General features: G+C 68.8%; 23 protein-coding genes, 1 other RNA gene and 1 riboswitch. Of the genes, 8 read left to right on the top strand and 16 right to left on the bottom strand.

The features are described from left to right. Window positions 1–46: 46 nt before the first annotated feature. Window positions 47–751 carry a DUF4136 domain-containing protein gene (locus tag SB786_RS26440; RefSeq protein ID WP_410730053.1) on the top strand — a complete coding sequence of 235 codons (705 nt, stop codon included), beginning with the start codon at window positions 47–49 and terminating at the stop codon, window positions 749–751. Window positions 752–839: 88 nt separating this feature from the next. On the opposite strand, the gene SB786_RS26435 is transcribed toward SB786_RS26440, so the two are convergent. From SB786_RS26435 to SB786_RS26400, 8 genes are all read right to left on the bottom strand, one after another. Beyond that, a complete protein-coding gene (locus SB786_RS26435; protein ID WP_126227339.1) occupies window positions 840–1,412 on the bottom strand; it encodes a TMEM165/GDT1 family protein in 573 nt (190 codons plus the stop codon). Window positions 1,413–1,490: 78 nt separating this feature from the next. Further along, a riboswitch (yybP-ykoY riboswitch) is annotated at window positions 1,491–1,628 on the bottom strand. A 93-nt stretch (window positions 1,629–1,721) separates the two neighbouring features. Next, window positions 1,722–3,041 carry a guanine deaminase gene (guaD, locus tag SB786_RS26430; protein WP_410730052.1) on the bottom strand — a complete coding sequence of 440 codons (1,320 nt, stop codon included), beginning with the start codon at window positions 3,039–3,041 and terminating at the stop codon, window positions 1,722–1,724. Beyond that, window positions 3,038–3,421, bottom strand: a complete 384-nt coding sequence (locus SB786_RS26425; RefSeq protein WP_410730051.1) for a hypothetical protein — start codon at window positions 3,419–3,421, stop codon at window positions 3,038–3,040. Before SB786_RS26425 ends, guaD begins: the two co-directional genes overlap by 4 nt. 27 nt (window positions 3,422–3,448) lie before the next feature. Beyond that, window positions 3,449–4,474: an adenosine deaminase gene (locus tag SB786_RS26420; RefSeq protein ID WP_410730050.1), complete on the bottom strand. Its 1,026-nt coding sequence runs from the start codon at window positions 4,472–4,474 to the stop codon at window positions 3,449–3,451. A gap of 18 nt (window positions 4,475–4,492) precedes the next feature. Next, complete coding sequence (xdhC, locus tag SB786_RS26415) at window positions 4,493–5,497, bottom strand: xanthine dehydrogenase accessory protein XdhC (RefSeq protein ID WP_410730049.1); 1,005 nt, start codon at window positions 5,495–5,497, stop codon at window positions 4,493–4,495. A gap of 600 nt (window positions 5,498–6,097) precedes the next feature. Then, window positions 6,098–6,610 carry a disulfide bond formation protein B gene (locus SB786_RS26410; RefSeq protein WP_410730048.1) on the bottom strand — a complete coding sequence of 171 codons (513 nt, stop codon included), beginning with the start codon at window positions 6,608–6,610 and terminating at the stop codon, window positions 6,098–6,100. A gap of 149 nt (window positions 6,611–6,759) precedes the next feature. Further along, window positions 6,760–8,136, bottom strand: a complete 1,377-nt coding sequence (locus SB786_RS26405) for an amidase (protein WP_410730047.1) — start codon at window positions 8,134–8,136, stop codon at window positions 6,760–6,762. A 7-nt stretch (window positions 8,137–8,143) separates the two neighbouring features. Next, complete coding sequence (locus SB786_RS26400; RefSeq protein ID WP_410730046.1) at window positions 8,144–8,824, bottom strand: GntR family transcriptional regulator; 681 nt, start codon at window positions 8,822–8,824, stop codon at window positions 8,144–8,146. A gap of 279 nt (window positions 8,825–9,103) precedes the next feature. On the opposite strand from SB786_RS26400, the gene SB786_RS26395 reads away from it, so the two are divergent. Together SB786_RS26395 and SB786_RS26390 are read left to right on the top strand one after the other, a co-directional pair. Continuing rightward, on the top strand, window positions 9,104–10,303 hold the full coding sequence (locus tag SB786_RS26395) for a gamma-glutamyl-gamma-aminobutyrate hydrolase family protein (protein ID WP_410730045.1): 1,200 nt from the start codon (window positions 9,104–9,106) through the stop codon (window positions 10,301–10,303). A 164-nt stretch (window positions 10,304–10,467) separates the two neighbouring features. After that, window positions 10,468–11,112: a DUF2968 domain-containing protein gene (locus SB786_RS26390; RefSeq protein WP_410730044.1), complete on the top strand. Its 645-nt coding sequence runs from the start codon at window positions 10,468–10,470 to the stop codon at window positions 11,110–11,112. 77 nt (window positions 11,113–11,189) lie between these two features. Here the strand turns inward: SB786_RS26390 and SB786_RS26385 are convergent, their stop codons facing one another. Next, a complete protein-coding gene (locus tag SB786_RS26385) occupies window positions 11,190–12,116 on the bottom strand; it encodes a hypothetical protein (protein WP_410730043.1) in 927 nt (308 codons plus the stop codon). Window positions 12,117–12,409: 293 nt separating this feature from the next. Between SB786_RS26385 and SB786_RS26380 the strand changes: the two genes are divergently transcribed. After that, window positions 12,410–13,705, top strand: a complete 1,296-nt coding sequence (locus SB786_RS26380) for an MFS transporter (protein WP_410730042.1) — start codon at window positions 12,410–12,412, stop codon at window positions 13,703–13,705. A 76-nt stretch (window positions 13,706–13,781) separates the two neighbouring features. On the opposite strand, the gene SB786_RS26375 is transcribed toward SB786_RS26380, so the two are convergent. Continuing rightward, window positions 13,782–15,620 carry a tetratricopeptide repeat protein gene (locus SB786_RS26375; RefSeq protein WP_410730041.1) on the bottom strand — a complete coding sequence of 613 codons (1,839 nt, stop codon included), beginning with the start codon at window positions 15,618–15,620 and terminating at the stop codon, window positions 13,782–13,784. Between the two features lie 130 nt (window positions 15,621–15,750). Between SB786_RS26375 and SB786_RS26370 the strand changes: the two genes are divergently transcribed. Continuing rightward, on the top strand, window positions 15,751–17,403 hold the full coding sequence (locus SB786_RS26370; RefSeq protein ID WP_410730040.1) for an FAD-dependent monooxygenase: 1,653 nt from the start codon (window positions 15,751–15,753) through the stop codon (window positions 17,401–17,403). An 8-nt stretch (window positions 17,404–17,411) separates the two neighbouring features. Here SB786_RS26370 and SB786_RS26365 read toward each other — a convergent pair whose 3' ends face one another. From SB786_RS26365 to SB786_RS26350, 4 genes are read right to left on the bottom strand one after another with little or no spacing between them, the layout of a single operon-like run. Continuing rightward, complete coding sequence (locus SB786_RS26365) at window positions 17,412–17,663, bottom strand: formate dehydrogenase subunit delta (RefSeq protein ID WP_410730039.1); 252 nt, start codon at window positions 17,661–17,663, stop codon at window positions 17,412–17,414. Window positions 17,664–17,670: 7 nt separating this feature from the next. Then, window positions 17,671–20,622 carry a formate dehydrogenase subunit alpha gene (fdhF, locus tag SB786_RS26360; RefSeq protein ID WP_410730038.1) on the bottom strand — a complete coding sequence of 984 codons (2,952 nt, stop codon included), beginning with the start codon at window positions 20,620–20,622 and terminating at the stop codon, window positions 17,671–17,673. 17 nt (window positions 20,623–20,639) lie between these two features. After that, window positions 20,640–22,217: a formate dehydrogenase beta subunit gene (locus tag SB786_RS26355; RefSeq protein WP_410730037.1), complete on the bottom strand. Its 1,578-nt coding sequence runs from the start codon at window positions 22,215–22,217 to the stop codon at window positions 20,640–20,642. After that, the gene (locus SB786_RS26350) at window positions 22,214–22,714 is read right to left on the bottom strand and encodes an NAD(P)H-dependent oxidoreductase subunit E (protein WP_006756781.1); all 501 of its coding nucleotides are present in this window, start codon (window positions 22,712–22,714) and stop codon (window positions 22,214–22,216) included. The genes SB786_RS26355 and SB786_RS26350 overlap by 4 nt, the downstream gene beginning before the upstream one ends. 131 nt (window positions 22,715–22,845) lie before the next feature. On the opposite strand from SB786_RS26350, the gene SB786_RS26345 reads away from it, so the two are divergent. From SB786_RS26345 to SB786_RS26335, 3 genes are all read left to right on the top strand, one after another. Then, complete coding sequence (locus SB786_RS26345; RefSeq protein ID WP_410730036.1) at window positions 22,846–23,952, top strand: substrate-binding domain-containing protein; 1,107 nt, start codon at window positions 22,846–22,848, stop codon at window positions 23,950–23,952. A gap of 100 nt (window positions 23,953–24,052) precedes the next feature. Next, window positions 24,053–24,322: a hypothetical protein gene (locus tag SB786_RS26340; protein WP_410730035.1), complete on the top strand. Its 270-nt coding sequence runs from the start codon at window positions 24,053–24,055 to the stop codon at window positions 24,320–24,322. 320 nt (window positions 24,323–24,642) lie between these two features. Continuing rightward, on the top strand, window positions 24,643–24,996 hold the full coding sequence (locus tag SB786_RS26335; RefSeq protein WP_410730034.1) for a DUF4148 domain-containing protein: 354 nt from the start codon (window positions 24,643–24,645) through the stop codon (window positions 24,994–24,996). Between the two features lie 235 nt (window positions 24,997–25,231). Here SB786_RS26335 and ssrA read toward each other — a convergent pair. Together ssrA and gph are read right to left on the bottom strand one after the other, a co-directional pair. Next, window positions 25,232–25,601, bottom strand: a transfer-messenger RNA (tmRNA) gene (gene ssrA / locus SB786_RS26330). A gap of 17 nt (window positions 25,602–25,618) precedes the next feature. Continuing rightward, window positions 25,619–26,335 carry a phosphoglycolate phosphatase gene (gene gph / locus SB786_RS26325; protein ID WP_410730033.1) on the bottom strand — a complete coding sequence of 239 codons (717 nt, stop codon included), beginning with the start codon at window positions 26,333–26,335 and terminating at the stop codon, window positions 25,619–25,621. Window positions 26,336–26,338: the final 3 nt, after the last annotated feature.

The raw sequence follows: 26,338 nt of genomic DNA, 5'->3' as shown, positions 1-26,338 counted from the left end.
GGTTCGCGCGGTGCGACATACGGATGACGGATCGACGAGGATCGACATGAAACGCGAATGGATTCAACGCGGTGCGGGATGGGCGGCGGTGCTGTGCGTGGCGCTGCTGACGGGCTGCACCAGCTACGTGACGACGCAGGTCACGGCCTTCTCCGACTGGAGCGGCAGCGACGCGACACGCACATACGCCTTCACGCGCACCGATGCGCAGAAACACAGTATCGAGCAGTCGACCTACGAGCCGATCGTCGCGAACGAGTTGTCCGCGTACGCGTTCCGGCCGGTGCCGGCCGCGCAGGCGCGCTATCTGGTCGGGCTGACCTACGGGGTCGGCAGCGATCTGGTGACGGTGCCGCAGCCGGTCTACTACGACCCGTGGTTCATGGGGCCGGGGCCGTACTGGCGGGGCGGGCCGTGGGGACCGTGGGGGCCCTGGGGGCCGATGCCGGCGGGTTATGTCGCGCAGACCTACCAGGTGTTCGACTACACGCTCGGCATCCGGATCACCGAGCGCGCGACCGGCAAGGAGGTCTACAACGTGACCGCGCGCACAACCGGCGACAACGGCGCGCTGCTGTATGCGATGCCGTTCCTCGCGCGCAGCGCGCTCGCCGATTTCCCGTTGGCGAACGGCGCGATCCGCACGGTGCGGCTGCCGGTGGACAAGCGCGGCGGGCCCGCGGCGGTGCCGGCCGCCAACGAGCGTGCGGTGCCGGCCGTGCCGGCCTCGGGTGCGGCGGTCGCGAAGTAACGCGCTGTCGGCACTGGCGCGGCCGCCCGGCCGCGCCACCTGCCTGCCTGCGTTGTGTGCGTCGTATGTGTCGTATGCGTCGTATGCGTCAGAACCCGACGCCCAGCAACGCCAGCACGCCCAGCACGACGAACAGCACGGCCGCGATGCCATGCACGAGCTTCGTCGGCAGCCGGTGCGCGAAACGGTCGCCCAGCAGGATCGCGGGCACGTTCGCGAGCATCATCCCGAAGGTCGTGCCGGCCACCACGCCGATGTAATCCTGGAAGCGCGCGGCGAGCGCGACGGTCGCGATCTGCGTCTTGTCACCCATTTCCGCGAGGAAGAACGCGACGAGCGTCGCGCCGAACACGCCGAGCCGCGACCGGGCCGCATTGGCTTCATCGGCATCGAGCTTGTCCGGCACGAGGATCCACAACCCCATCGCGATGAACGAGAACGCGAGCGCCCAGCGCATGATCGACGGCGTGACGAGTATGCCGAGCCACTCGCCGAACGCACCGGCGAAGCCGTGGTTCACGAGCGTCGCGACGAGCACGCCGAGAATGATCGGCACGGGCTTGCGATAGCGCGCGGCCAGCACGAGGGACAGCAGTTGGGTCTTGTCGCCGATTTCAGCGAGGGCGACGGCGCCGGTGGAGATCAGGAAGGCTTGAGACACGTACGGGGTTCCACGGGCCGGTGTTGTGCGTGCGAGCGACGATCCGCCGCGCGCCGGGCCCTGATGCGGCGCGCAGTGAACCATCGGTCTCGCCAGGCCTCGGTGGCTGCGTCCGCCATGGCCGAATGGCCAAGTCTGTTGACGGACGCCTCCGTCACGATGCGCGCCGGGAGCGCGGGACATCGAGCGGAGCGGCTACTCCCCAATGAGGGGCGGATTCTAGCACGGCGCGTGCGGCGGGCGGCGCGAAGCCGGCGGCTCCGGGATGCGCCGGAGCGGGAGGGGAACCGGCGCGGGCAAACGCGCCTGTTACGCGGCGGCGGCGCGGCGTGCGGCACCGCGCTCGTGCACGAGCCGGCCGGCCGCGTACGTGCGGTACACGGCGCGATCGTCGCCGAGCAGCGCGAACGCGAACAGCAGTTCCTCGAGCGAATCCGCGCGCTTCGTGCGGCGCGCGAGCAGCGGCGTGGCCTGCGGGTCGAGCACGATGAAGTCGGCTTCGGTGCGCGGCGCGAGCGTGCCGACCGTATCGGCGAGATCGAGCGCCTGCGCGGCGCCGGCCGTCGCGAGCCAGAACATCCGGGTCGCGCTCAGGTGGTGGCCCGACAGCCGCGCGACCTTGTGCGCCTCGTTCATCGTCTGCAGCATCGAGAACGACGTACCGCCGCCGACGTCGGTCGCGAGCGTGACCGGCACGCCGTATTCGCCGGCCTTGTCGAAGTCGAACAGTCCGCTGCCGAGAAAGAAGTTCGACGTCGGGCAGTGCGCGACGACGGTGCGCGTCTGGGCCATCCGGCGGCGGTCCTCGTCGTCGAGGTGGATGCAGTGGCCGTACACCGCCCGCGGACGCAGCAGCCCGTAGCGATCGTAGATGTCGAGATAGCTGCGGTGGCCGGGGAACAGCTCCGCAGCCCATTTCACTTCATCGACGTTTTCCGCGACGTGGCTCTGCACGAACACGTCCGGATGGCGGCGCGCGAGTTCGCCGCACGCTTCGAGCTGCGCCTCGGTGGACGTCGGCGCGAAGCGCGGCGTGAGCGCGTACAGCTGGCGGCCGTTGCCGTGCCAGAGGTCGATCAGCTCGGCGCTGTCGTCATAGCCCGATTGCGCGGTGTCGCGCAGGAACTCGGGGCAATTGCGGTCCATCAGCACCTTGCCCGCGATCATCCGCAAGTCGCGGGCATCGCTCGCCGCGAACAGCGCGTCGGCCGACTGCTTGTGCACGGTGCAGTAGACCAGCGCGCTCGTCGTGCCGCAGGCGAGCAGTTCGTCGATGAAGAAGTCGGCGACCTCGCGCGCATGCTCCGGGTCACCGAACTTGCGCTCGGTCGGGAACGTGTACTTGTCGAGCCACGGCAACAGGCCGGGGGCCGGCGACGCGATCATGTCCGTCTGCGGATAGTGGATGTGCGTGTCGATGAAGCCGGGCACGATCAGCTTGTCGCGCAGGTCGTGGACGACCGCGTCGCGCGCGAGCGTCGGGGCGAGCCGCGCATACGGGCCGGCCGCGACGACCTTGCCGTCGTCGACGATCAGCAGGCCGTCGGTCTCGTGGTTCGCGGCCTGGCTCGACTGCGCCGGGTCGCCGTTGAAGGTCAGCAGCTGGGAACGGAAAGCGGTTTGCGTCATGACGAATGGTCCTGCATCAAGGTAAGGCAAACAGAAGAAAACGGTCGGTGCCGCGCGCGCGACGGCATGAAGGGCTCGGCCCATGCCTGCGCGAGGCGGCGACGCGAGAAGGCGGACACGCCGCGCACTGCGCGTGCGCACGCGAGCGTCGCGGCCGCCATCACGCAGTTGCCGGCGGACGGCGCCGCAATCGCGCCGCGCGCGGCGGCGAGCGGCATGACGCGCCGCAACGACACGCTTCGGTGCACGACGACGCGCAACGCCGTCGCCGCAATCGCGACGCGCGCGATGCCGGCGCGCAGGCGCCGCGCACGCATGCGGCCGGCGCGGCGCAGGGCCGAACCGGTCGTCGCGAAGCGGATGTCGTCGCGGTGTTTCATCTGTCTAGCGAACCTCGATGCCGGCCGTCACGCGGCCTGCCAGTACGAATCGAGACGCGCGATCAGCGCATCGCGCGCTGCCGCGTCGACGAACGATGCCTCGAAGCCGTTGCGGATCACGGCGTGCACTTCGGCGTCCGTCAGCTGCAGCCCCTCGACCGTCGCGAAGTAGTTGTCGTTGACGTAGCCGCCGAAGTAGGCCGGATCGTCGGAGTTGATCGTCACCGCGACGCCGCGATCGAGCAGCGCCTTCAGCGTGTGCTTCGCCATGTCGTCGAACACGCACAGCTTCAGGTTCGACAGCGGGCACACGGTCAGCGCGATGCGCGTGCGCGCGAGGCGCTCGACGAGCGCCGCGTCCTCGATGCTGCGCACGCCGTGGTCGATCCGGTCGACCTTCAGCACGTCGAGCGCTTCGTGGATGTAGGCGGGCGGGCCTTCCTCGCCCGCATGCGCGACGAGCTTCAGCCCGAGCGCGCGCGCCTTCTCGAACACGCGCGCGAACTTCGCCGGCGGATGGCCGAGCTCGGACGAGTCGAGGCCGACGCCGATCAGCCGGCGGCGATAGCGTTCGAACAGCGGCCGCGCGGATTCGAACGTCGCGAGCGCGTCGTCTTCGGACAGGTGGCGCAGGAAACACAGGATCATCTTGCTCGACAGCCCGCGTGGCTCGGCATCGGCGAGTGCGCGGTCGATGCCGGCCACCACCGTCTCGATCGGCACGCCGCGTTCGGTGTGCGTCTGCGGGTCGAAGAACAATTCGGTGTGGACGACGTTGTCGGCGAGCGCCCGTTCGCAGTACGCGGCCGTCATGTCGTAGAAATCCTGCTCGGTCAGCAGCACGCTCGCGCCCGCGTAATAGATGTCGAGGAACGACTGCAGGTCGGTGAACGCGTAAGCGGCGCGCAGCGCGTCGATCGACTCGTACGCGAGCTTCACGCCGTTGCGTTGCGCGAGCGCGAAAATCAGTTCCGGCTCGAGCGAGCCTTCGATGTGGATGTGCAGTTCCGCTTTCGGCGCGCGGGCAATCTTGTCCTTGAATGTCGGGGTCATGGCGTTGTTCTTGGTCGGTCAGAATGTAGGGGAAGCCTGCGTGGGTGCGTTCGCCTCGACGGCCTGCAGCAACTGCGCGGCCACCGAGATCGCGATTACTTCGGGCGCCTTGTCGATGATGCCTTCGACGCCGATCGGGCAGCGCATGCGCGCGACCTGGGCCGGGTCGATGCCGATCGCTGCCAGCCGATGATCGAACTGCACGCGCTTGGTGCGCGAGCCGGTCATTCCGAAGTACGCGTAGTCGCCGCGCCGCAGGATGCGCTCGGCCAGTACGAAATCGAGTGCGTGGTCGTGCGTCATCACGACGAAGTACGCGTGCGGCGGCGCCGTGTCGACGGCGTCGGCCGGGCTGGCAACCGCGTCGATCGCGAGATTGCCGATCCCGGCGAGCGCCTCGGCCGGCGGGAACGCCGCAGCGGGCCCGTCGATCCAGCGCACGTGGCACGGCAGCGTCGCCAGCACCTTCACGAGCGCGGTGCCGATGTGTCCTGCGCCGAACAGCATGACGGGGAACGCATACGGCGCGATCGTTTCGGTCATCAGCGACACGCCGCCGGTTTCCCACAGCAGGCAGTCGGCACGCGCGGCGGGCGATTCGGGCTCGCTCAGCAGCGGTGCGCCCGGCGCGGGGCCGAATGATACGCTACGCACGGTCCCGGCGCCGGCCGCGACGCGCTTCGCGAGCGACATGATCCAGCCGAGGTCGCCGACATCGAGCCGCTCGAACGCGAGCACGACCGCGCCGCCGCAGCACTGGCCGAGGCTCGGGCCGAGCGCGAGCCGTTCGAGCCTGCGCGCGTGGGGCACGTGCGCGCCGTCCTTCAGCAGATGCCGCGCGATTTCGATCGCCTTCCATTCCAGATGACCACCGCCGATCGTATGGCGGGCCGTGTCGCGCGTGACGAGCATCTTGGTGCCGGCCTCGCGCGGCGCGGAACCGTCGGTATGCGCGACCGTCACGAGCACGGCCGCTTCGCCGTGCGCGAGCAATTGCTGCAGATCGCCGATCCATGCTTCCATCAGCACGCTCCGTTCCGGACGACGCGGCGCGACGCGCGGCGCGCGCTGGCGGCCGACGCGATAACGAGGGCTGTCGGGAGCGATGCAGGCCGGTCGCACGGTCGATGCGGTGCGGCGGCGGTGCGCCGCAGGCGCGGGCGAACGATGCCGCGGGACGTGCGGACGGCATGAGGGTGACGGATGCGGATGGTGTGCGTTGTCATGAGAAATCCAGTCGACATTGCGGATCGGGCGCGCGTTACGCAGGAGGTGAGACCGCCTGGCCTCGCGCACGTAGATCGCCATCCAGTCGCGAAGATAGCACCGCAACGCGGCGGGAACATCACCGGGCGGTGATCCGGGCTATCAGGCAGCGATCATGTCGATCATAGGCCCGCCGCGCGGGATCGGGGGCGTTGGTGCGCGCGCATCGGGCCGAAACGCTTGCGTGGCGGGGCATGCGCGGGGATGTCGCGCGATGCGCGTTCGCCCTGACATCCGGGCTGCGACGGGGTTAGGTGTTTACGCGCGGCCGGCGAGGCGTGGCCGGCCAGGTGCGGCCGCGCGGGACGTCGCGGGCGGCGCCGGACGAACGCGGGGCGGCTACGCCGCCCCGACCGGTCAGCTTGCCAGCTTGCGGCGATGGCGCCAGAGGCTCGACGCGACGGCGATCAGCATCACGGCGAAGCCGATCAGCGCCCAGCCGGGCAGCAGGACGCCGAAAATCGGCGGGTAGACCGTCTCGCACAGGCCGGCGACCTTGAACATGCTGGGGAACCACTGGGCGGGCGGCAGGCTGTCGACGATCGGCTGCAGCGTGTCGAAGCCGCAGCTGAAGCCCGGATTCATCTGGATCGACAGGTGTCGCGCGGCGGTGCCGACGCCGCCGGCCGCGGCGATCGCGATCAGCAGCTCGAGCACCCAGATGCCGCGCCAGTTGCGTATCCCGGCCGCCAGGAACGCGAAGATGCCGATCGCCGCGAAGAAGTAGCGCTGGATGATGCACAGCGGGCACGGATCTTCGTTCTTCACATATTGCAGGTACAGCGCGCCGGCCAGCAAGGCGATGCACACCCAGCCGAGCAGCATCAGCAGGCGGCGTTCACGGCGGAGTGCGAGCGTGGAGTCATTCATGTCGGCGGGATTCCTGTCGTTGGTCGGTCCGATAAACAATCGCGCGATTTTAGCGCGAACGATCTGGCACGAAACTGACAGCGCGCGTGCGGCACCCAGCCGCACCCGCATCGTCCGGTGCATCGTCCACCGCCATTGCGCTTGCGCGGTCACCGGATCGTGTTCAGTACGGCCTCGACCGCCTGGCCGATCGCGAGCAGCGCGTCGTCGCGATGCGGCGCGGCCGCGAGCATCAGGCCGACCGGCGCCGCGTCGCGCGGATGGCAGGGCAGCGACAGCGCGCATGCGTCGAGGAAGTTGAAGGCGCTCGGATTGCGCAGGATCAGCGCATTGGTGCGCGTGAACGCGGCGTCGTCCGCTTCGAGTTCGGCGATGCGCGGCGGCACGACGGGCACCGTCGGGGCGACGAGTGCGTCGAAGCGCGACCAGACCGTGTGTGCCGCTTCGTCCAGCATCGCCTGGCGGGCGGCGAGCAGGTCGAGATAGTCGGCCGCGCTCGCCGGCTCGCCCTTCAGGATGCGCGACAGCACGCGCGGGTCGTATCGGTCGCGGTGCCGCGCGAGCAGCGGGCGATGCCACGCGTACGCCTCGATCGGCGAGAAGCCGAAGCGGTTGATGTCCGGCAGCCGGTCGAGCGCGGAAAAGCGCACTTCCGTGACGATCGCGCCAGCGGCCTCGAGATGCTTCAGCGATGCGTCGAGCGCGGCGGCGACGTCGGCGTCGACGCCGTCCGTCACATAGTTGGTCAGCACGCCGAGCCGCACGCCTTCGAGCGGCCGCGCGGCCGGCACGTGCGGCTCGAGACCCGCGAGCATCCGGTCGACGAGCGCGCAGCAGGCAACCGTCAGGCCGATCGGGCCGAACGAGTCGAGCGTCGTCGACAGCGGCACGCCGCCTTGCGTCGGAATCCGGCTCGCGGTCGGCTTGAAGCCCGTGAGCCCGCACAGCGCGGCCGGGATCCGGATCGAGCCGCCGGTGTCGGTGCCGAGCGCGACCGCCGCCATCCCGTCGGCGACGGACGCGGCCGCGCCGGACGACGAGCCGCCGGCAATGCGTGCGTCGCCCGGTACGTCGCGGCGGTACGGCGAGCGCGGCGTGCCGAAGTGCGGATTCAGGCCGAGGCCGGAGAACGCGAACTCGCTCATGTTGGTGCGGCCGACCAGCACCGCGCCCGCACGCTTGAGCCGCGCGACGGCGACGGCATCGGCCTGCGCGGGCGGCGCGCCGTCGAGCACGCACGAGCCGGCGCGCGTCACCTGGCCCGCGACGTCGAACAGGTCCTTCACCGACACGGGGATGCCCGCGAGCGGCGACAGCACGGTGCCGGCGGCACGCAGGCGATCGTGCGCGTCGGCGGCCGCGCGTGCGTTGTCGGCGTCGACTTCGGTGAAGACGGCCGCGCCCTGGCCCGACGGATCGGCGATCCGTTCGAGCGCGACGTCGACGAGCGCGCGGCTCGTGGTCCGGCCGGCGGCGAGGTCGGCGGCGAGCCGGGCGAGCGGGGGGAAGGGCGTGAAAGTGGTCATGGGCGGCTCAGGGGCGAAGATGTTGGACAAGGGTGGCGCGAAACGAATCGATATGGCGTTCGACGGCCGCGCGCGCGCCGGCGGCGTCGCGCGCGCACAGCCGCTCGAACAGTTCGCGGTGTTCGTGCTGGACGTCGGACAGGTGGTGCGGTTCGGACAGCGTGACGAACCAGAAGCGCAGCGAGCGTTCGTGCAGCGCGCGCAGGATCTCCGCGAGCACCGTATTGCGTGCCGCCGCGGCAATCGCCTGATGGAATGCGCGGTCGAGCTCCATCATGCCTTCGACGTCGTGCGTGTCCACGCACGACTGCCCGTCGTCGAGCAGCGCGGCGATGCGGGCGAGATCGTCGGGCGTCGCATGGCGGGCGGCGAGTTCGACGCAGTGCGCTTCGTTGATGCGCCGCACGTCGATCACCGCGACGATGTCGTCGAGCGACAGCGGCTGCACCAGCAGCCCCTTGCGCGGCATCACGGACAGCAGCCCTTCGAGCACCAGCCGGTGCACGGCCTGATGGACGGGCGTGCGGCCGATGCCGGTGCGTGCGACGAGGTCGGCTTCGTTGAGCGCGGCGCCGGGTTTCAGGCGCATCGTGATGATGTCGCGCTGGATCAGTGCGTACGCGCGCTCGGCGAGGCTGAGCGCCGAGGCGGCGGGCCGGTCGGGCGTGGCGTCGGTCAGGGCGTTCATGCGGGGGGCGGCGCGGTGGCCGGGCGGAGCACGATCATGACGCGGGCGATCGGATGAGGTGGGCAATCCGTGAATATTATTGTGATATATCACTGGTGTCCAGTTCACCGGGGCGCCCCCGATGCCGCCGGACGACGTACGCTGGCGTGTCCGGCGCCGCATGCGACGATTTGCAACAATGTCGACAGGATGTTGCCGGTTTACCGCGCGATCGTGCGCTGAAGCATAATGAATCCTCGTCAATCCAAATACGCGCGAGCGACGCACCAGACCATCGTCATGAGCGAAACCACGCCTTCCCCGGCCGGTCTGTCCGGCACCCCTTCCGCGTCTTCCCATTCCCCTCGTTCCGGTCCGGCACAAGCGCCGGAGGTACCCGCCACGCAGCCCTCCGTCGCGCAGGCTGCCGCGGCCGAGGATGTCGCGGCGGACGGCGCATCGCCGGTCACGGCGGCGTCCGAGCCGGGCGCCGCGGGCACCACGGCCGCTGCCGAACCCACTGCCGCGCCGCCAAAAACCGGTGCCGTGCCGCCCGGTTTTGGCGCGCAGCCCGATTTCGACACGCCACGGCCGCCGCCCGCGAGCGCGCAGAATGCGCCGCCGGCTTACCTGAAGAACAGCGACACGCCATGGTCGGTGTTCGGTCGCATCGTCGCGGCGCGTGCGCGCCGGCTGTTCGATCGCGCCGGCCAGCGGATCACGCAGCGCACGTTGCGCATCGGCGTGTCGGCGCGGATCTTCCATCCGGAGCCGGGTGCGAAGGGGTTGCGCGGCAAGACGCTGCAGTATCTCGAGGAATCGATCGCGCACTGGGTGATGTCGCGCGACGTGCTCGTGTTCATGATTCCGACCGTCGGTCACCAGGGCATGCTGCATCCGAGCAACATCCGCCTGCGCGACTACGCGAAGCATCTCGACGGCCTGCTGCTGCAAGGCGGCGCCGACGTGTCGCCGCAAACCTACGCGGCATCGGATGCGCGCCCCGAATGGCCGGGCGACCGCGTGCGCGACATGTACGAGCTCGAGCTGTTTCACGAGTTCGTCGAGTCCGGCAAGCCGGTGCTCGGCGTGTGCCGCGGCTGCCAGCTGATCAACGTTGCGTTCGGCGGCTCGCTGTACCAGGACATCGCGACCGATGTGCCGACCGCGCATCCACACGTGAGCGAGCATTACGACCAGCATCGCCATTCGATCCGCTTCCCCGACTCGTCGACGCTCGCGAGCATGTTTCCCGGGCGCAGCGAAGCGATCGTGAACTCCATCCACCATCAGGCGATCCGCGATCTCGGCCGCGATCTGAACATCGAGGCCGTGTCGGCCGGCGACGGGATCATCGAAGGCATCCGCTACCGGCGCGCACCGTTCGTCGTCGGCGTGCAATGGCACCCCGAGTTTCATCGCGCGGGCGGCTCCGAGCTGCTCGACTGCACGCCGTTGCTCGACGCATTCCTGCGCGCGGCACGCGAAACGCGCCTGTAGCCGGCGCTTGCCTCGCGTCGCAGGAAGGCCGGCCGCATCCCGTAAATTCGAGATGCGGCCGTTTCGTTTTGAACGATAATCGCGACTTCCGATTCGTTCGCCGGAGTCTGACGTTGGTCTTCCGAAAATTTCCCCTCGCACGATGCGCAACGTGGATCGTTGCGATGGCCGCCTGCGCGCACGAGGGCGCAGCATGGTCCGCCGATGCGACCGCGCCCGTTGCCGGTACGCGCCCCGCGGTGACGAGCCTCAGCGGCGATGCCGCGCCGGCATCCCCCGCATCCGCGACGGATGCCACCGCGCTCGGCAATGTCGCCGAACTCACGCAGATGCTGCACGACGGGCGGATCGTCGAGATGCGCACCACCTATAACGGCAGCTACGGCGCGAGCCTGATGTTCGATCAGCGCGAGATGACGTATTACGTCGCGCTGTTCCAGGACAAGCATCTGTGGCGCGTGATCAAGTCGCAGGAGAAGAACCGTGCGGAGATGGTGTACGCGAACTTCGTCCAGCAGACGGTGCAGCTCGCGGACGTCGAGATCCGTCGCACCGAACTGCAGGCGCAGAAGACGTTCCTCGAACGCGTGATCGCGCTGCAGGCGAGTCGCGCGCAGCAACTGCAGGCCGATCTGAGCGTCGCGCGCAGTCAGCAGGCCGAGGTCGCGCAGCGGCAGCAGTCGGCGCAGGAGCAGACGCGCGTGCTGCAGGTCGAGAAGCGGGCCGCGCAGGCGCAACTGCGCGATTTGCAGGAGCAGGTGCGGCAACTCGAGAAGCAGACCGAGACAGGGCTCACCGCGCACAAGTGACGATGCGTCGGACGGACCGAGAGAGACGAGCGAAACCCGGCGAAGCGATCTTCGCCGGGTTTTTTGTTGGGCGAGTGTCAGCGCGCGAACGCGTCAGGTGTGTCGGTCAGGCGGCGATGCGACAGTTGCGACGTCCAGTCGAAACCGGCGGCGGGCGCATGTGTTGAACGGGCAGGCGGTGGGCTGCGCAGCGCGTTGGCCATTGCGATCAGCGTGAGCGGATCGTCCAACGTATCGCGTGCGTCCGTTGCACGCGGCGGCGGCGCCAGCCGATCGCGGGTGCGGGTGGTATCGCTCAGGACCGGTGCCCGCGCCACCGTCTTGCGCGGGCCGTTTGTTTGATGCGGCGATGCCGGCAATGCGATGTCGGCGCGCCGCACGCCGGACGTTGCCCGCGGGCGAAGCGATGCCGGACGAGCGGCGGCGTGCCCCGTGGCCGGTGGTAACGCCGCCGCTTTCGCGACAGGCGCCGACGCCGACGCCGTGCGCTGAAGCGAAGCGTTCGTCGACGCATCCGGCCAGACCTTCGCGAGCTGCACGCTTCCGGTCGATGATGTGGCGTGATCCGACACACCGTCGCTTGTCCGGATCGCGAGTACCGGTGTGGAACCGGTAGGCAGCTCATGCGCCGCGATCAGCCAGCCGATGATGCCGAGCGCGCCGATGGTCCAGCTGATTGCGTACATCGCACGCCGATCGCGAGGGCTGCCCGCGGTACCGCGCCAACGTCGCCCGATAACGGTGGCCGACACGGCCGCCGATCGGGCCGAAGCGGACGTCGAAGCGGGGGTAGAAGCGAACGCCGATGCCGGTGCAGGCAGGGGCTGCCAGTGGCACCCGCAGTGCGGTTGGTCGACGTTGATGCAGGATGTCGTCAGTGTGGCGAGGCAGTGTTTGCCGGGCCGAAATCTCCATTCGTGGCCGAACGACGGCATGTGATCGAGCGGCGCGACGCGAGGGCGAGCCAGCGCGCCTTGGACGGGAACCAGGGGGGATGGGGTCATGAGGGCGGTCCGCCGTGCGACACGGGCAACCGTGCCGGCCGCGGCGCGAAAATGTCGTCGTCGCAAATCCGACATTGTGGTCGGCCGGCGAACGGCGGTCGATCAGATCGATCCGATTTTTACTTCCGTTTCGGGGCGACTTGTACGAGGCGAGTGTCGCGATGAGCATCGCAGGGCGGCACAACGCAAATGTCGGCGTGGCGTGGCATCATTCGCGGACCATGCCGGTGCGTCGCGCGTCGTCGGATCCATGCGACGCGCCCATGTCGCACCATCCGAAACGAGAGAACAACATGTCCACAGCAACACAAACCATCGCGCAGGAATCGAAAGTCCGCACCGTGTTCCGCGTCGTCAGCGGCAACTTCCTGGAAATGTACGACTTCATGGTCTACGGGTATTACGCGTCGGCCATCGCGAAAACCTACTTTCCGAGCGGCAACGCATTCGCGTCGCTGATGCTGTCGCTGTCGGTGTTCGGCGCGGGCTTCCTGATGCGCCCGATTGGCGCGATCGTGCTCGGCGCGTACATCGACCGTCACGGCCGCCGCAAGGGGCTGATCTTGACGCTCGGGCTGATGGCGCTCGGCACGCTGACGGTGGCCGCGGTGCCCGGCTACGCGACGATCGGCGTCCTCGCGCCGGCACTCGTGCTGCTCGGCCGGTTGCTGCAGGGCTTTTCCGCGGGCGTCGAGCTGGGCGGCGTGTCGGTCTACCTGTCGGAGATCGCGACGAAGGGCAACAAGGGGTTCTATACGTCGTGGCAATCGGGCAGCCAGCAGGTTGCCGTCGTGTTCGCCGCGTTTGTCGGCGTGCTGCTGAGCCGCGTGCTGCCGGTCGAGGACATGAGCGCGTGGGGCTGGCGCATTCCGTTCCTGATCGGCTGCCTGATCGTACCGTTCCTGTTCCTGCTCCGTCGTTCGCTGAAGGAAACCGACGAGTTCCTCGCGAAGCGTCACCGTCCGACGATGGGCGAGATCATGCGTTCGATGCTCGAAAACTGGCGTATCGTGATCGCCGGCATGGGGATGGTGATCATGACGACGGTGTCGTTCTACATGATCACCGCATACACGCCGACGTTCGGCAAGGAAGTGCTGCACCTGTCGTCGCTCGACGCACTCGTCGTGACCTTCTGCGTCGGCCTGTCCAACCTCGTGTGGCTGCCGCTGTCCGGTGCGCTGTCGGATCGCATCGGCCGCCGGCCGGTGCTGATCGCGTTCACGGTGCTCACGCTGCTGTCGGCCTATCCGGCCATGCTGTGGCTCGTGGCCGAACCGTCGTTCCTGCGGCTGTTGGCGGTCCAGCTGTGGCTGTCGTTCCTGTACGGCTCTTACAACGGCGCGATGGTCGTCGCGCTGACCGAAGTGATGCCGGTCGATGTGCGCACCGCCGGCTTCTCGCTCGCGTACAGCCTGGCGACGACGATCGGCGGCTTCACGCCCGCGATCTCGACGTTGCTGATCCACCAGACCGCCAATAACGCGGCGCCGGGGCTGTGGCTGAGCGTCGCGGCGCTTTGCGGGCTGATCGCGACGCTCGTGATGTATCGCACGCACGAGTCGCGCAACCAGTACAAGGCGGCCTGACGCCGCCTGCACCGAGCCACGTCGGATGAAACCAGGGAGCGCGCCGCGCTCCCTTTTCTTATTGGCCCTCGCGCATTCAGGCGGCGCGCAGCGCGTCGGCGACCGTCGCCGCCACGTCGAGCCATTGTCCCGGTGCGGACTGGCGGGCGAGCCTGGCGTGCGGATACCACGGACAGTCGTCGCCGCTGAACCAGCGCCAGTCGGGCGCGAACGGCAGCATGATCCACAGCGGCTTGCCGAGCGCGCCCGCCAGATGCGCGACGGCCGTATCGATCGTGACGACGCCGTCGAGCCGTTCGATCAGCGCGGCCGTGTCGGCGAAGTCGTTCAGCCGCCCGTCGAGGTGATGCACGCGCGGATGCGCGTCGACGCGGGCCCGTTCGTCTTCGTCGAGCGCGGGCTGCAGCACGACCCAGTCGATGTCCGGCAGCGCGAGCAGCGGCGCGAGTGCGTCGAACGGCATCGAGCGGTTTTCCTGTGCCTGGCGACGCCCCGACCACGCGAGGCCGAACTTGCGCTTCGACTGGCCGCCGAGCGAGCCGCGAAAGCGCCGGCGCGCGCTGTCCGGCGCATCGAGGTAACGCTTGCCTGCGACGATGTCGGACGGCTGCAGACCGAGCAGGAAAGGCAGGCTCATCAGCGTGCACGCGACGTCCGCCGCCGGCGGCTTCGCCGCGCCCTGTGCGACGAGCGTCACGCGCCAGCGCGTCGCCGCCGGCGCGAGCAGCGCGACGAGCTCCGGCTGCACTTCGAGCACGACGCGGGCGCAGCGCGCGCGGGCCAGCGGCACGAAGCGGACGAACTGCAGCGTGTCGCCGAAGCCTTGTTCCGCGCGGATCAGCAGCGTGCGCGACACAATCGGCTCGCCTTGCCAGCGCGGCAGCGTGCCGAGCGGCGTCGCGCCCGGCGTGTCGTGGCGCGTTTCATACGCGGGCAGGCCGCGCGTGAAGTCGCCCAGCGTCAGCAGCGTGACGGCGCGGTGCAGTTGCGCGAGCTTCAGGTCCGGCGCGACGCGCAGCGCCTGGTCGAACGCGCGCAGCGCCATTTCGTGCGCACCGAGTGCGTGATGCGCATTGCCGAGGTTCAGCCACGCGAGACTGAACGACGGATCGAGGCCGACCGCGCGTTCGTAGTAGGGCAGCGCTTCGCGCTGGCGGCCCAGCGCGCACAGCGCATTCGCGAGCCCGAACAGCGCGAGCGGGAACGGCGGGTGCAGCGCGAGCGCGGCTTCGAACGCCGCCGCCGCTTCGCCGTGACGGCCGAGCGCCTCGAACGTGTTGCCGAGATTGAAGTGCGCGGCGACGAAGCGCGGCTGCGCGGCGATCGCCGCCTGGAAATGCGCGATCGCGTCGTCGGCCCGGCCCATCGCGTTCAGCGCCATCGCGAGATTGTTGTGCGCGCCGGCATGTCCGGGCCGCAGCTCGAGTGCGCGATGGAACGCGGCGAGCGCATCGTCGTGACGGCCGAGCGCATTCAGCGCGTTGCCGAGATTGTTGTGGATCGACGCGTCGTCGGGCGTGAGGCGAAGTGCGCGGCCGAACGCGTCGACGGCATCTTCGTGGCGCTGTAGCGCCGCGTACGCGTTGCCGAGGTTGTAATGCGCAAGCGGGAATTCGGGCGCGAGCGTCAGCGCGTTGCGAAACCGCTCGATCGCTTCGTCGAGCCGGCCGAGCGCCTTCAGCGCGTTGCCGAGATTGAGCTGCAGCGCGGCGTCGCCCGGGCGCAGCTCGACCGCACGCCCGACGAGATCGGCTGCCTCGGCGTGCTGGCCCTGCTGATGCCGCAGCACGCCGAACAGATGCAGCGCGTCGGCGTCGGCGGGATTGGTGCCGAGCGCGGCACGATAGCCGTGCTCGGCCTCGGCGAGGCGGCCCGCGCGGTGCGCGGCGTACGCTCGGTCGAATGCGGAATCCATGACGCGAAAACTGGCGGAAAGCGCGTATTTTCCCACACTGCGCGCGGGCGCCCCGGATTGGCCGGTCGGCATATGGCCCCGTCACGCGGAGCGGCGTAGACTTGCAGGATCGCGTGTCATCGAGGTGCTCATGGCTGACACACTGCTCGACATCCCGCCCGTGCTGATCGTCGGCGCAGGCCCGACCGGCCTTGCCGCCGCGATGAGTCTCGCACGCGCCCGCGTGCCGGTGCGCATCGTCGACCGGCTCACCACGCCCGCTCCGTATTCGCGGGCGATCGGCATCCAGGCGCGCACGCTCGAATTGCTGGAGCAGCATCGCGCGGTCGAACCATTTCTCGTGCTGGGGCATCGCGCGCACGCGGCCGCGTTGCATGCGGGCGGCCGCGTGATCGCGCGGCTCGATTTCGATCCGCTGCAAACGCGCTATCCGTACCTGCTGTTTCTCGACCAGAGCATCACCGAGCAGCTGCTCGCCGAGCATCTGGCCGGCCTCGGCGTGACGGTCGAACGCGGCGTCACGCTCACGGCGTGCGACGCGGGCGGGACATCGCTCGACGTGACGATCCGCGGCGCCGACGGGCATGAACAATCGTTCGCGCCGTCGTACCTGATTGCCGCCGACGGCGCGCACAGCACGGTGCGCCATCTGCTTGGCCTCGGCTTCGCCGGACAAGCGTTCGAGCAGACCTTCCTGCTCGCCGATTTCTCGGCGATACCCGACTGGCCGGAAGAGGAGATCCACCTGTTCACGACGCCCGACGGCATCGCGGGGCTGTTCCCGATGGGCGGCGGCCGCTACCGGCTCGTCGCCGACCGGCCGCCTGGCGATGCTTCTCCCGATGCGCCGCCGCCGTCGCTCGCGCAATGCGAGGCGATCGTGCGCGCTCGCGTCGGTGCGTCGATCGCGCCGAGCGACCTCGCGTGGTCGTCGTATTTCCGCCTGCATAGCCGGATGGTCGACCGGCTGCGTCACGGGCGCGTGTTCTTCGCGGGCGACGCCGCGCACGTTCACAGCCCGGCAGGCGCGCAGGGCATGAACACGGGCATCCAGGAAGCGTTCAATCTCGGCTGGAAGCTCGCGCGCGTGCTTGGCGGGGGCACGCCGGAGCGGCTGCTCGACACGTATCACGCGGAGCGCCATCCGATCGAGCGTGACGTATTGCGGCAGACCGGCCTCGTCACGCAGATCGTCGAAGCCGATCACGGCGCGATGAAGCTGCTGCGCGATCATGTCGTGCCGCTACTGGCCACGTTTGGGCCGGTGCGCGACGCGGTGCGGCGCACCGTCAGCGAGCTTGGCGTGCAATACCGGAAAAGCCCGCTCACGCTCGAGCGCGTGCTCGACGGCGGGCCGCGCGCAGGCGAGCGTGCGCCGGACGCGCTCGTGCATGTGGTCGACGGGCCGCTCGGGCGGGCACCCGGAACCGCGCGGCTATACGACCTGCACGACCCGGCGAGCTTCACGCTGCTGCTGCTCGAGGAGCCGGCAGGCGCCGACGCCGGCGATACGAACGACGTGCCGCCGATGTCAGCGGATGCGCGGGCGCTCGCGCAGGGGCTGGAGCGGATCATGCCGGGCGCCGTGCGCACCTGGCGCGTGGCCGATGCCGAAAGCGACGGTGCGGACGGGCTTGCGCAGGCATACGGCCGTTCGCGGCCGTCGTTCTACCTGCTGCGGCCCGATGGTTACATCGCGGCGCGCGGTCGTACCGCCACCGACGCGCACGCGCTGCTGCGCCACTGCGAAAGCTGGTTCGCGGGCATGTCGCTGCCCGCGTAGCGGGGCGCTCAGGCGGAGGCTGCGGCCGGGACGAGCGACGCGCGGTGCGCGGCGATCGCGGCGAGCACGATCGGCGCCGCGCGTTGTGCGGCTGCGCTCGACGGGTCGTCGAGCGCAGCCAGCAACGCACGTCGCATCCGCGGTTCCCAGAAGCGCCGGATATGCTCGGCGATTCCGGTCAGCGCTTCTTCGCGATCGGGCATCGATTCGAAGAAAGCGCCGATCTGGTTGGCCATGTCGATCAGGTGTCCGTTGTCCATCGCGTCCTCACTTGCCCGTCGTCACGGTGGCCGGCGCGGCTGCACGGCGCTCGAGCAGGTCGAGCTGCTCCGAGTTGAAGCGCGCGTATGCACGCTGCCACTCGGACGGCTGCGCAACCGGCATCACCTGCACGGCCGTGACCTTGTATTCGGGGCAATTCGTCGCCCAGTCGGAGCTGTCCGTCGTGATCACGTTCGCGCCCGATTCGGGGAAGTGGAACGTCGTGTACACGACACCCGGCTGCATGCGATCGGACACGAGCGCGCGCAACACCGTCTGGCCCGCCCGCGATTCGATGCCGACCCAGTCGCCGGTCCGGATCCCGCGATCCTCCGCGTCGTGCGGGTGGATCTCGAGGCGGTCCTCTTCGTGCCACTGGACGTTCTCGGTCCGGCGCGTCTGCGCGCCGACGTTGTATTGCGACAGGATGCGGCCCGTGGTCAGGATCAGCGGATAGCGCTGCGTGACCTTTTCCGGCGTCGGAATGAACTGCGTGATCACGAAGCGGCCCTTGCCGCGCACGAACGCGTCGATGTGCATCGTCGGCGTGCCGTCCGGTGCCTGTTCGTTGCACGGCCACTGGATACTGCCGAGCGCGTCGAGCTTCGCGTACGACACGCCCGAGAAGGTCGGTGTGAGCCGTGCGATCTCGTCCATGATTTCCGACGGATGCGTGTAGTGCATGTCGTAGCCGAGCGCCTGCGACAGCAGCAGCGTCACTTCCCAGTCCGCGTAGCCGGCGAGCGGCGGCATCACCTTGCGCACACGCGAGATGCGGCGCTCCGCGTTCGTGAACGTACCGTCCTTCTCGAGGAACGTCGAGCCCGGCAGCAGCACGTGCGCGTATTTCGCGGTTTCGTTCAGGAAGATGTCCTGTACCACGACGCATTCCATCGACGACAGCGCGGCCGCGACGTGCTGCGTGTTCGGGTCCGACTGGACGATGTCCTCGCCCTGGCAGTAGAGCCCCTTGAAGCTGCCGTCGAGCGCCGCGTCGAACATGTTCGGGATGCGCAGCCCCGGTTCCGGTTGCAGCGTGGCCGACCATGCCTGTTCGAACAGCGCGCGCACGCTGTCGTCGCCGATATGGCGGTAGCCGGGCAGTTCATGCGGGAACGAGCCCATGTCGCACGAGCCCTGCACGTTGTTCTGGCCGCGCAGCGGATTGACGCCAACGCCTTCGCGGCCGATGTTGCCGGTCGCCATCGCGAGGTTCGCGATGCCCATCACCGTCGTCGAGCCTTGCGCGTGTTCGGTCACGCCGAGGCCGTAGTAGATCGCGGCATTGCCGCCGGTCGCATAGAGGCGCGCGGCTTCGCGTACCACCTCGGCCGGCACGCCCGTCACATCGGCGGTCGCTTCGGGCGAGTTCTCGGCACGCGACACGAACTCGCGCCATTGCTCGAATGCGCGCGCTTCGCAGCGCTCGGCGACGAACGCGTCGGCGACGAGCCCTTCGGTGACGATCACGTGCGCGAGCGCGTTGACGATCGCGACGTTGGTGCCGGGGCGCAGCTGCAGGTGGTGCGTGGCCTTCACGTGCGGGCCGTCGACCACGTCGATGCGGCGCGGATCGATCACGATCAGCTTCGCGCCTTCGCGGATGCGCCGCTTCAGGCGCGAGCCGAACACCGGGTGGCCGTCGGTCGGGTTCGCACCCATCACGACGATCACGTCGGCGTGGTCGACCGACGCGAAGGTCTGCGTGCCGGCCGATTCGCCGAGCGTCGCCTTCAGGCCATAGCCGGTCGGCGAATGGCACACGCGTGCACAGGTGTCGACGTTGTTGTTGCCGAAGGCGGCGCGCACGAGCTTCTGCACGAGGTAGGTTTCCTCGTTCGTGCAGCGCGACGACGTGATGCCGCCGATCGAATCACGGCCGTACTTCTGCTGCAGCTTGCGGAATTGCGTTGCCGCGTAGGTGAGCGCCTCCTCCCAGCTGACTTCGCGCCACGGGTCGGTGATCCGCTCGCGGATCATCGGCTTCGTGATGCGGTCCTTGTGGGTCGCGTAGCCCCACGCGAAGCGCCCCTTCACGCACGCGTGGCCTTCGTTCGCGAGGCCGTTCTTGTGCGGCGTCATGCGCACGACCTGCGTGCCCTTCATCTCCGCCTTGAACGAGCAGCCGACGCCGCAGTACGCGCAGGTCGTGACGACCGAGTGCTCGGCCTGGCCGAGCCTGACAACGGATTTTTCCTGCAGCGTGGCGGTCGGGCAGGCGGCGACGCACGCGCCGCACGATACGCATTCCGAGTCCATGAACGATTCGCTTTCGCCGGCGGCGACGCGCGATTCGAAGCCGCGCGCGGCGATCGTCAGCGCGAACGTGCCTTGCGTTTCCTCGCACGCGCGCACGCAGCGGTTGCATACGATGCACTTCGACGGATCGTACGTGAAGTACGGATTCGATTCGTCCTTCTGCTCGCGCAGGTGATTCGCGCCGTCGAAGCCGTAGCGCACTTCGCGCAAGCCGACGACGCCCGCCATGTCCTGCAGCTCGCAGTCGCCGTTGGCGGGGCAGGTGAGGCAGTCGAGCGGGTGATCGGAGATGTACAGCTCCATCACGTTGCGGCGCAGCGACTGCAGCCGGTCCGACTGCGTGCGCACCTTCATCCCGGCTTCGGCGGGCGTCGTGCACGATGCCGGATAGCCGCGCCGGCCTTCGATCTCGACGAGGCACAGACGGCACGAGCCGAACGGTTCGAGCGAATCGGTCGCGCAGAGCTTGGGCACGTTGACGCCGGCTTCGATCGCGGCGCGCATGACCGACGTGCCGGCCGGTACCGTCACCGGCTGGCCGTCGATTTCGAGTGTGACGTCGGTGTCGGCATGCCGTTGCGGCGTGCCGTAGTCGGTGTCATCGAACGGATCGAAGGCGCGCGCCTGGGCGGCGCTCTTGCACGCGCATTGGCCTGAGCCGCAGCCGCCTTGGCGGACGTTGTTCGTGTCGAGGGACATGCAGGGCTCCTTCTGGGTCAGGCCGCAGCCTTGACCGGACCCGACGCGGCTTGCTTGCCGGCGGCGAGCCCGAAATCTTCGGGGAAGTGATCGAGCGCGGACAGCACCGGGTACGGTGTCATCCCGCCCATCGCGCACAGCGAGCCGGCGAGCATCGTGTCGCACAGGTCGCGCAGCAGCGTGACCTGTCGCTCCGACGTATCGCCTTCGCGAATGCGTGCGATCGTCTCGACGCCGCGCGTCGATCCGATCCGGCACGGCGTGCACTTGCCGCACGATTCGATCGCGCAGAACTTCATCGCGTATTCGGCGAGCGCCGCGAGATTCGACGTGTCGTCGTGCAGCACGATGCCGCCGTGGCCGACGACCGCACCGATGGCCGTATAGGCCTCGTAGTCGAGCGGCACGTCCCACTGGTGTTCGGGCAGATAGGTGCCGAGCGGGCCGCCGACCTGGGCGGCGCGCGCGGGCCGGCCGCTCGCCGTGCCGCCGCCGTAGTCGAACAGCAGCTCGCGCAGCGTGACGCCGAACGCGAGCTCGACGAGCCCGCCGTGGCGGATGTTGCCGGCGAGCTGGAATGGCAGCGTGCCGCGCGAGCGGCCCATCCCGTAGTCGCGATAGAACGCGGCGCCGCGCGCGAAGATCACCGGCGCGGTCGCGAGCGTGATCACGTTGTTGATCACGGTCGGCTGGCCGAACAGGCCGGAGAGCGCAGGCAGCGGCGGCTTCGCGCGCACGACGCCGCGCTTGCCTTCGAGCGACTCGAGCAGCGCCGTTTCCTCGCCGCACACGTACGAACCGGCGCCCTTCGCGACGTGCAGGTCGAACGCATGCGCGCAGCCGAGCACGCGTTCGCCGAGCCAGCCGGCTTCACGGGCCCGCACGATCGCGGTTTCGAGCGCCGCGATCGCGTGCGGATATTCGCTGCGCACGTAGATGTAGCCGAGGGTCGCGCCCGTCACGATGCCCGCGATGATCATCCCTTCGATCAGGCAGTACGGATCGCTTTCCATGATCAGGCGATCGGAGAACGTGCCCGAATCGCCTTCGTCCGCGTTGCAGACGATGTACTTCTGCGTCGCGCTGGCCTGCCGGACGGTGCGCCACTTGATGCCGGCCGGGAACGCCGCGCCGCCGCGGCCGCGCAGCCCCGATTCGATCAGCGTCTCGCACGCGGCGTCGCCGTCGAGCGCGAGTGCGTTCTTCAGGCCGGCGAGGCCGTCGTGCTTCAGGTAGTCGTCGATCGACAGCGGGTCGGTCAGGCCGATGCGCGCGAACGTGAGGCGCTGCTGGCGCGCGAGATAGGGCAGGGCGTCGACGAGGCCGACGCCGCTCGGATGCGCGCCGCCGTCGAGCCAGTTCGCGTCGAACAGCGCGGGCACGTCGGCGGCCGACAGGTTCGCGTAGCCGACGCGTCCGGCGGCCGTGCCGATCTCGACGAGCGGCTCGAGCCAAAGCAATCCGCGCGAACCGTTGCGGACCAGTTCGATCGCGATGCCGCGCCGCTCGGCTTCCGCGACGATCGCGGCGGCGAGGGCGTCGGCGCCGAGCGCCAGTGCGGACGAATCGCGCGGAACGTAGATGCGGGTCGTCATGCGGCCTCCGGGGTGTGGGCGGCCGCGTCGGCGAGCAGCGCGTCGAACTTCTCGGGCGTGACCTTCGCGTGCAGCACGCCGTTGACCGTCATCGATGGCGATTGCGCGCACAGCCCGAGGCAGTAGACCGATTCGAGCGCGACGTCGCCCGGCGCGTGCGCATCGGCGCCCTCGCCGTGCGCGGCGTCGAACCGGCAACCCGTGCGCGCTTCCGCATGCGCCGCCAGCGTTTCGCAGCCCATGCTGCGGCACGCCTCGGCGCGGCACATCTGGATCGTCACGCGCGCGGGCGGCGCGGTGCGGAAGTGGTGATAGTAGGTGAGCACGCCGTGCACTTCCGCGCGCGACAGGTTCAGTGCCTTCGCGAGCGGCGCAACGCAGCCGGCCGGCACGTAGCCGGCGTCGTCCTGGATCGCATGCAGGATCGCGACGAGCGAGCGGCCGGCGTGCGCATGGCGCTCGACGAGCACGTCGGGCGCAGGGGAATTCGGGGACATCGGTTATGCTCCTCCAAAGTCTCATATGCGCTGGGAATGCATATAGTGCGCAGCAGGACTTCGTGCTGATTGATTTTCCCCAACGATAAGCGGAAGATTTCGCAGTCGCAATAGGAAATCGGAGTGCATAATTGATTCGAATCGAATGCGACGCGTATCTGACCGTACGCGACACGGAGGGCCGGACCGCGAGCCTGTCGGACGTCGCGCCTTTGCTCGAACTCGTTGCCGATACGGGCAGCATCGCGCAGGCCGCGCAGGCGAAAGGGCTGTCGTATCGGCACGCGTGGGGCTTGCTGCGGGCGCTGGAGTCGTGCGTCGGCGGCGAGCTGATCGAAACCGCGCGCGGCAAGGGGTCGACGCTGTCGGAGTTGGGGCAGGCGGTCGTCGACGCGCAGCGCCTCGCGCGCAGCCGTCTCGACGGGAACCTGCGCACGCTGGCGGCCGAGGTGGCGAGCGACCTGAACCGGCGGCTCGCGCAACGCGACGGCGCCGTGCGCATCCATGCATCGCACGGCTACGCGGTCGCGGCACTCGTTTCCGCGCTCGTCGATGCACAGGCGGCCGTCGACATCAAATATCGCGAGAGTGTCGAGGCCGTGCAGGCGCTCGCGCGCGGTGAATGCGAGCTGGCCGGGTTCCATCTACCGCGCGGCGCGTTTCGCGAGCAGTGCGCGCAGATCTACCGGCCGTGGCTCGACGACACGCGTCACGTGCTGATTCATCTGACGCGTCGCCAGCAGGGGCTGTTCGTGCCGCGCGGCAACCCGAAGCAGGTCCGGGGCCTCGCCGATCTCGCGCGCAACGACATCCGCTTCGTGAACCGGCAGCCAGGGTCGGGCACGCGCATGCTGCTCGATCTCGCGCTGCGCGCGATCGGCATCGATCCCGAGCGTATCGACGGCTACGCGTCAGCCGAACTCACGCACTCGGCGATCGCCGCGTTCGTCGCGAGCGGGATGGCCGATCTCGGCTTCGGCGTAGAGCCGGCCGCCCATCATTTCGGGCTCGATTTCATCCCGGTCGTCGACGAGGACTATTACTTTGCGTGCGAACGCGCGCGGCTCGATTCGCACCCGCTCGCCGGCGTGCTGGCGTTGCTGCGCGATGCGCGCTTCATCGAGCGTGTCGCGCATCTCGACGGCTACGATCCGGCCGCGTGCGGGACGCTGACCGGCATCGCGGCAGGGCTTGCCGGCACGGCCGAGGCAGGTGGGCCGAACGGCAACGCACGGTAACGGGAAGTGTGTGAAGCGCGCTGCAGCAGCGGGGGATTTGCGCTACGCTTGCCGCTTGATCAACGTTCCAACAAGCACGCCGTTCAGGCGTCATCCCGCCATGAAATTTTCCGTTCCCCTCGCCGCGGCAGCGTTGACCGCGGGGCTTCTGATCGCTGTTTCGCCGTTTGCGTTTGCGCAGAATTCCCCGGGCGTGCCCGGGGGGATCCTGAGCGAACAGTTCCGCCTGGCCGAGCATCCGCAGATGCCGTTCGCTGCGTCGACGCCGTCGCAGAAATACCAGAGCGGCAAGAAGTCGGCGTTGCGTCGCAAGGGCGATATGGGCGATCCGAACGGTTGCAACCTGAAGTGCCCGCTGGACACCCAGTAAGCTCGCGCCGGCGCGCGGCATCGCTGCCGCCGCGCGCGCGTTGCCGATAACCGCACGGGGTTGGGCGGTCGTCTCGGGCCCCGCGAAGCTTGCTGCTTCGCGGGGCCGTGTTTTTTGCGGCACGTCGTGGTTTGCGCCCGAGCGTCCGGCGCCAGAGCGGCTGGATATCGAATCCATGAATATAGGGTTAACCCTGAATCCAGGAAGGATGTCTTCCTGAAACCTGCCTTATTCTTAAGCACGCGCCTACATAAACTTCGGTTTGTCAGCGATGAACGGGTGTTCACCGCGAAATCAGACAAATCTGGAGGTAGGTCATCATGAAGTCGCTCGTTCAAGCTGTTGTCGTTGCTGCCGCTCTCGTCGCCCCGGTCGTGTCGTTCGCGCAGCCCGGCTCGGCACTCACGCGCGCACAGGTTCGCGCCGAACTGGTTCAGCTCCAGCAGGCCGGTTACAACACCGCCCGCGGCGAAGATCCGCACTATCCGGAAGCGATTCAGGCAGCCACTGCGCGCGTCGCCGAGCAGCAGCGCGGCGCGCTCGCCCAGTCACAAGGCGCCGATGCCAGCGGCTATGGCGCACAAGTGCAGGGCGCATCGGCATCGGGCTCGCGTGCGATCGGCGTGCGCCCGGCCAGTGCCGAAGAAATGAAGTCGCTGTATCGCGGCAGCTAAGCGGCGCGTCGCCCGGTGACGCTGCGCGGCCGGCGGCCGACCCGTCGCGCCCCCGGTGCGTTGCTCGGCGGTACGAACATCCGTTACCTCCTGCCGCCGGCATACCGGCGGCATTCCGCCCGTCCCGTCCGGGGCTGGGCGCTTTTTCGGGAAGGCGCGGCAGGTACGGTTTCGCCGGCAACAAAAAACCCCGCAGACTCGCGTCGTGCGGGGCTTGTGCGTCAAGCGCGGAATTTGGTGGAGGCGGCGGGAATCGAACCCGCGTCCAGAAGCGCTCCACGACTAGTTCTACATGTTTAGTTCAGTCATTTGATTTAACCGCAGCGACGCGGACGAACACGCTGCACTACGGCGATTCGCTAGGTTTTCGACCCTGGCGTCGCGACGCCGACAGGGCTTAACTGACGTAAATGACCTCTGGCGGTATTGCTACCGGTCTTGCGACACTAGCCCGTCAGTGAACTAGGCAGAGGACGGCGGCCGTTAGGCTGCCAGTGCGAACGTTTCGTCGTTTGCAGTTACGATTTTCCCATTGATTAACGAGGTGACGGGTCCTCGACATGCCCTAGCCGCTTCACAACCCCTGTCGAAACCAGGTCGCCCCCGCGGATCAGATCAATCATTATAGCCCAACATCGCGCAGCAGTTCGCGTAGTTCCTGCGTCGAGCCGACGAGATGCTGCGCTTGCCAGTCAGCCGGCGGGGCGCCGTCGCCGCAATAACCATAGGCGGCCGCGACCGTCGCCATGCCTGCCGCGCTGCCGGCCTGGATGTCGCGAAGATCGTCGCCGACATAGACGATGCGCTCGGGCGCGAGCGTCATTTGTTCGGCTGCATGCAGCAGCGGGGCCGGATGCGGTTTCGAGTGCGGCGTTGTGTCGCCCCCGACGATGCAGGCCGCGCGCGGCGCCAGGCCGAGCAGGTCGGCGAGCGGTGCGGTGAGGCGCATCGCCTTGTTCGTGACGATGCCCCAGCGCACGCCGCGTGCATCGAGTTCGTCGAGCACGTCGCCGATGCCGGGGAACAGCGTCGTCTGCACGCAGATGTCGGTCGCGTAATTGGTCAGGAACTCGTCGCGCATCGCATCGTAGCCGGGCGATTGCGGGTCGATGCCGAACGCGCCGCCGAGCAGGCCGCGCGCACCGGCCGATGCCAGCCGGCGCAGCACGTCGAGCGGTGTTTCGGGCAGGCCGCGCACGCGCTGCATCTTGTTGACGGCAGCGGCGAGATCGGGCGCCGTATCGGCGAGCGTGCCATCGAGGTCGAACAGCACCGCGTCGCAGTGCAGCAGGCGCGGCGCGTCGAGCGCGGCCCGCTCGGTCGAAAGGGGAGTCGTCATGCC

This window comes from Burkholderia sp. SIMBA_062 (genome assembly GCF_046534765.1).
Taxonomy (GTDB): domain Bacteria; phylum Pseudomonadota; class Gammaproteobacteria; order Burkholderiales; family Burkholderiaceae; genus Burkholderia; species Burkholderia ambifaria.
This window is presented reverse-complemented; position numbering and strand designations above follow the sequence as displayed.

Excerpts from the sequence above, each read along its gene's own strand:
- SB786_RS26440 (WP_410730053.1), top strand. The coding sequence starts at position 47 with ATGAAACGCGAATGGATTCAACGCGGTGCGGGATGGGCGGCGGTGCTG.
- guaD (WP_410730052.1), bottom strand. The coding sequence starts at position 3,041 with ATGACGCAAACCGCTTTCCGTTCCCAGCTGCTGACCTTCAACGGCGAC.
- SB786_RS26425 (WP_410730051.1), bottom strand. The coding sequence starts at position 3,421 with ATGAAACACCGCGACGACATCCGCTTCGCGACGACCGGTTCGGCCCTG.
- SB786_RS26420 (WP_410730050.1), bottom strand. The coding sequence starts at position 4,474 with ATGACCCCGACATTCAAGGACAAGATTGCCCGCGCGCCGAAAGCGGAA.
- xdhC (WP_410730049.1), bottom strand. The coding sequence starts at position 5,497 with ATGGAAGCATGGATCGGCGATCTGCAGCAATTGCTCGCGCACGGCGAA.
- SB786_RS26410 (WP_410730048.1), bottom strand. The coding sequence starts at position 6,610 with ATGAATGACTCCACGCTCGCACTCCGCCGTGAACGCCGCCTGCTGATG.
- SB786_RS26405 (WP_410730047.1), bottom strand. The coding sequence starts at position 8,136 with ATGACCACTTTCACGCCCTTCCCCCCGCTCGCCCGGCTCGCCGCCGAC.
- SB786_RS26400 (WP_410730046.1), bottom strand. The coding sequence starts at position 8,824 with ATGAACGCCCTGACCGACGCCACGCCCGACCGGCCCGCCGCCTCGGCG.
- SB786_RS26395 (WP_410730045.1), top strand. The coding sequence starts at position 9,104 with ATGAGCGAAACCACGCCTTCCCCGGCCGGTCTGTCCGGCACCCCTTCC.
- SB786_RS26390 (WP_410730044.1), top strand. The coding sequence starts at position 10,468 with ATGGCCGCCTGCGCGCACGAGGGCGCAGCATGGTCCGCCGATGCGACC.
- SB786_RS26385 (WP_410730043.1), bottom strand. The coding sequence starts at position 12,116 with ATGACCCCATCCCCCCTGGTTCCCGTCCAAGGCGCGCTGGCTCGCCCT.
- SB786_RS26380 (WP_410730042.1), top strand. The coding sequence starts at position 12,410 with ATGTCCACAGCAACACAAACCATCGCGCAGGAATCGAAAGTCCGCACC.
- SB786_RS26375 (WP_410730041.1), bottom strand. The coding sequence starts at position 15,620 with ATGGATTCCGCATTCGACCGAGCGTACGCCGCGCACCGCGCGGGCCGC.
- SB786_RS26370 (WP_410730040.1), top strand. The coding sequence starts at position 15,751 with ATGGCTGACACACTGCTCGACATCCCGCCCGTGCTGATCGTCGGCGCA.
- SB786_RS26365 (WP_410730039.1), bottom strand. The coding sequence starts at position 17,663 with ATGGACAACGGACACCTGATCGACATGGCCAACCAGATCGGCGCTTTC.
- fdhF (WP_410730038.1), bottom strand. The coding sequence starts at position 20,622 with ATGTCCCTCGACACGAACAACGTCCGCCAAGGCGGCTGCGGCTCAGGC.
- SB786_RS26355 (WP_410730037.1), bottom strand. The coding sequence starts at position 22,217 with ATGACGACCCGCATCTACGTTCCGCGCGATTCGTCCGCACTGGCGCTC.
- SB786_RS26350 (WP_006756781.1), bottom strand. The coding sequence starts at position 22,714 with ATGTCCCCGAATTCCCCTGCGCCCGACGTGCTCGTCGAGCGCCATGCG.
- SB786_RS26340 (WP_410730035.1), top strand. The coding sequence starts at position 24,053 with ATGAAATTTTCCGTTCCCCTCGCCGCGGCAGCGTTGACCGCGGGGCTT.
- SB786_RS26335 (WP_410730034.1), top strand. The coding sequence starts at position 24,643 with ATGAAGTCGCTCGTTCAAGCTGTTGTCGTTGCTGCCGCTCTCGTCGCC.
- gph (WP_410730033.1), bottom strand. The coding sequence starts at position 26,335 with ATGACGACTCCCCTTTCGACCGAGCGGGCCGCGCTCGACGCGCCGCGC.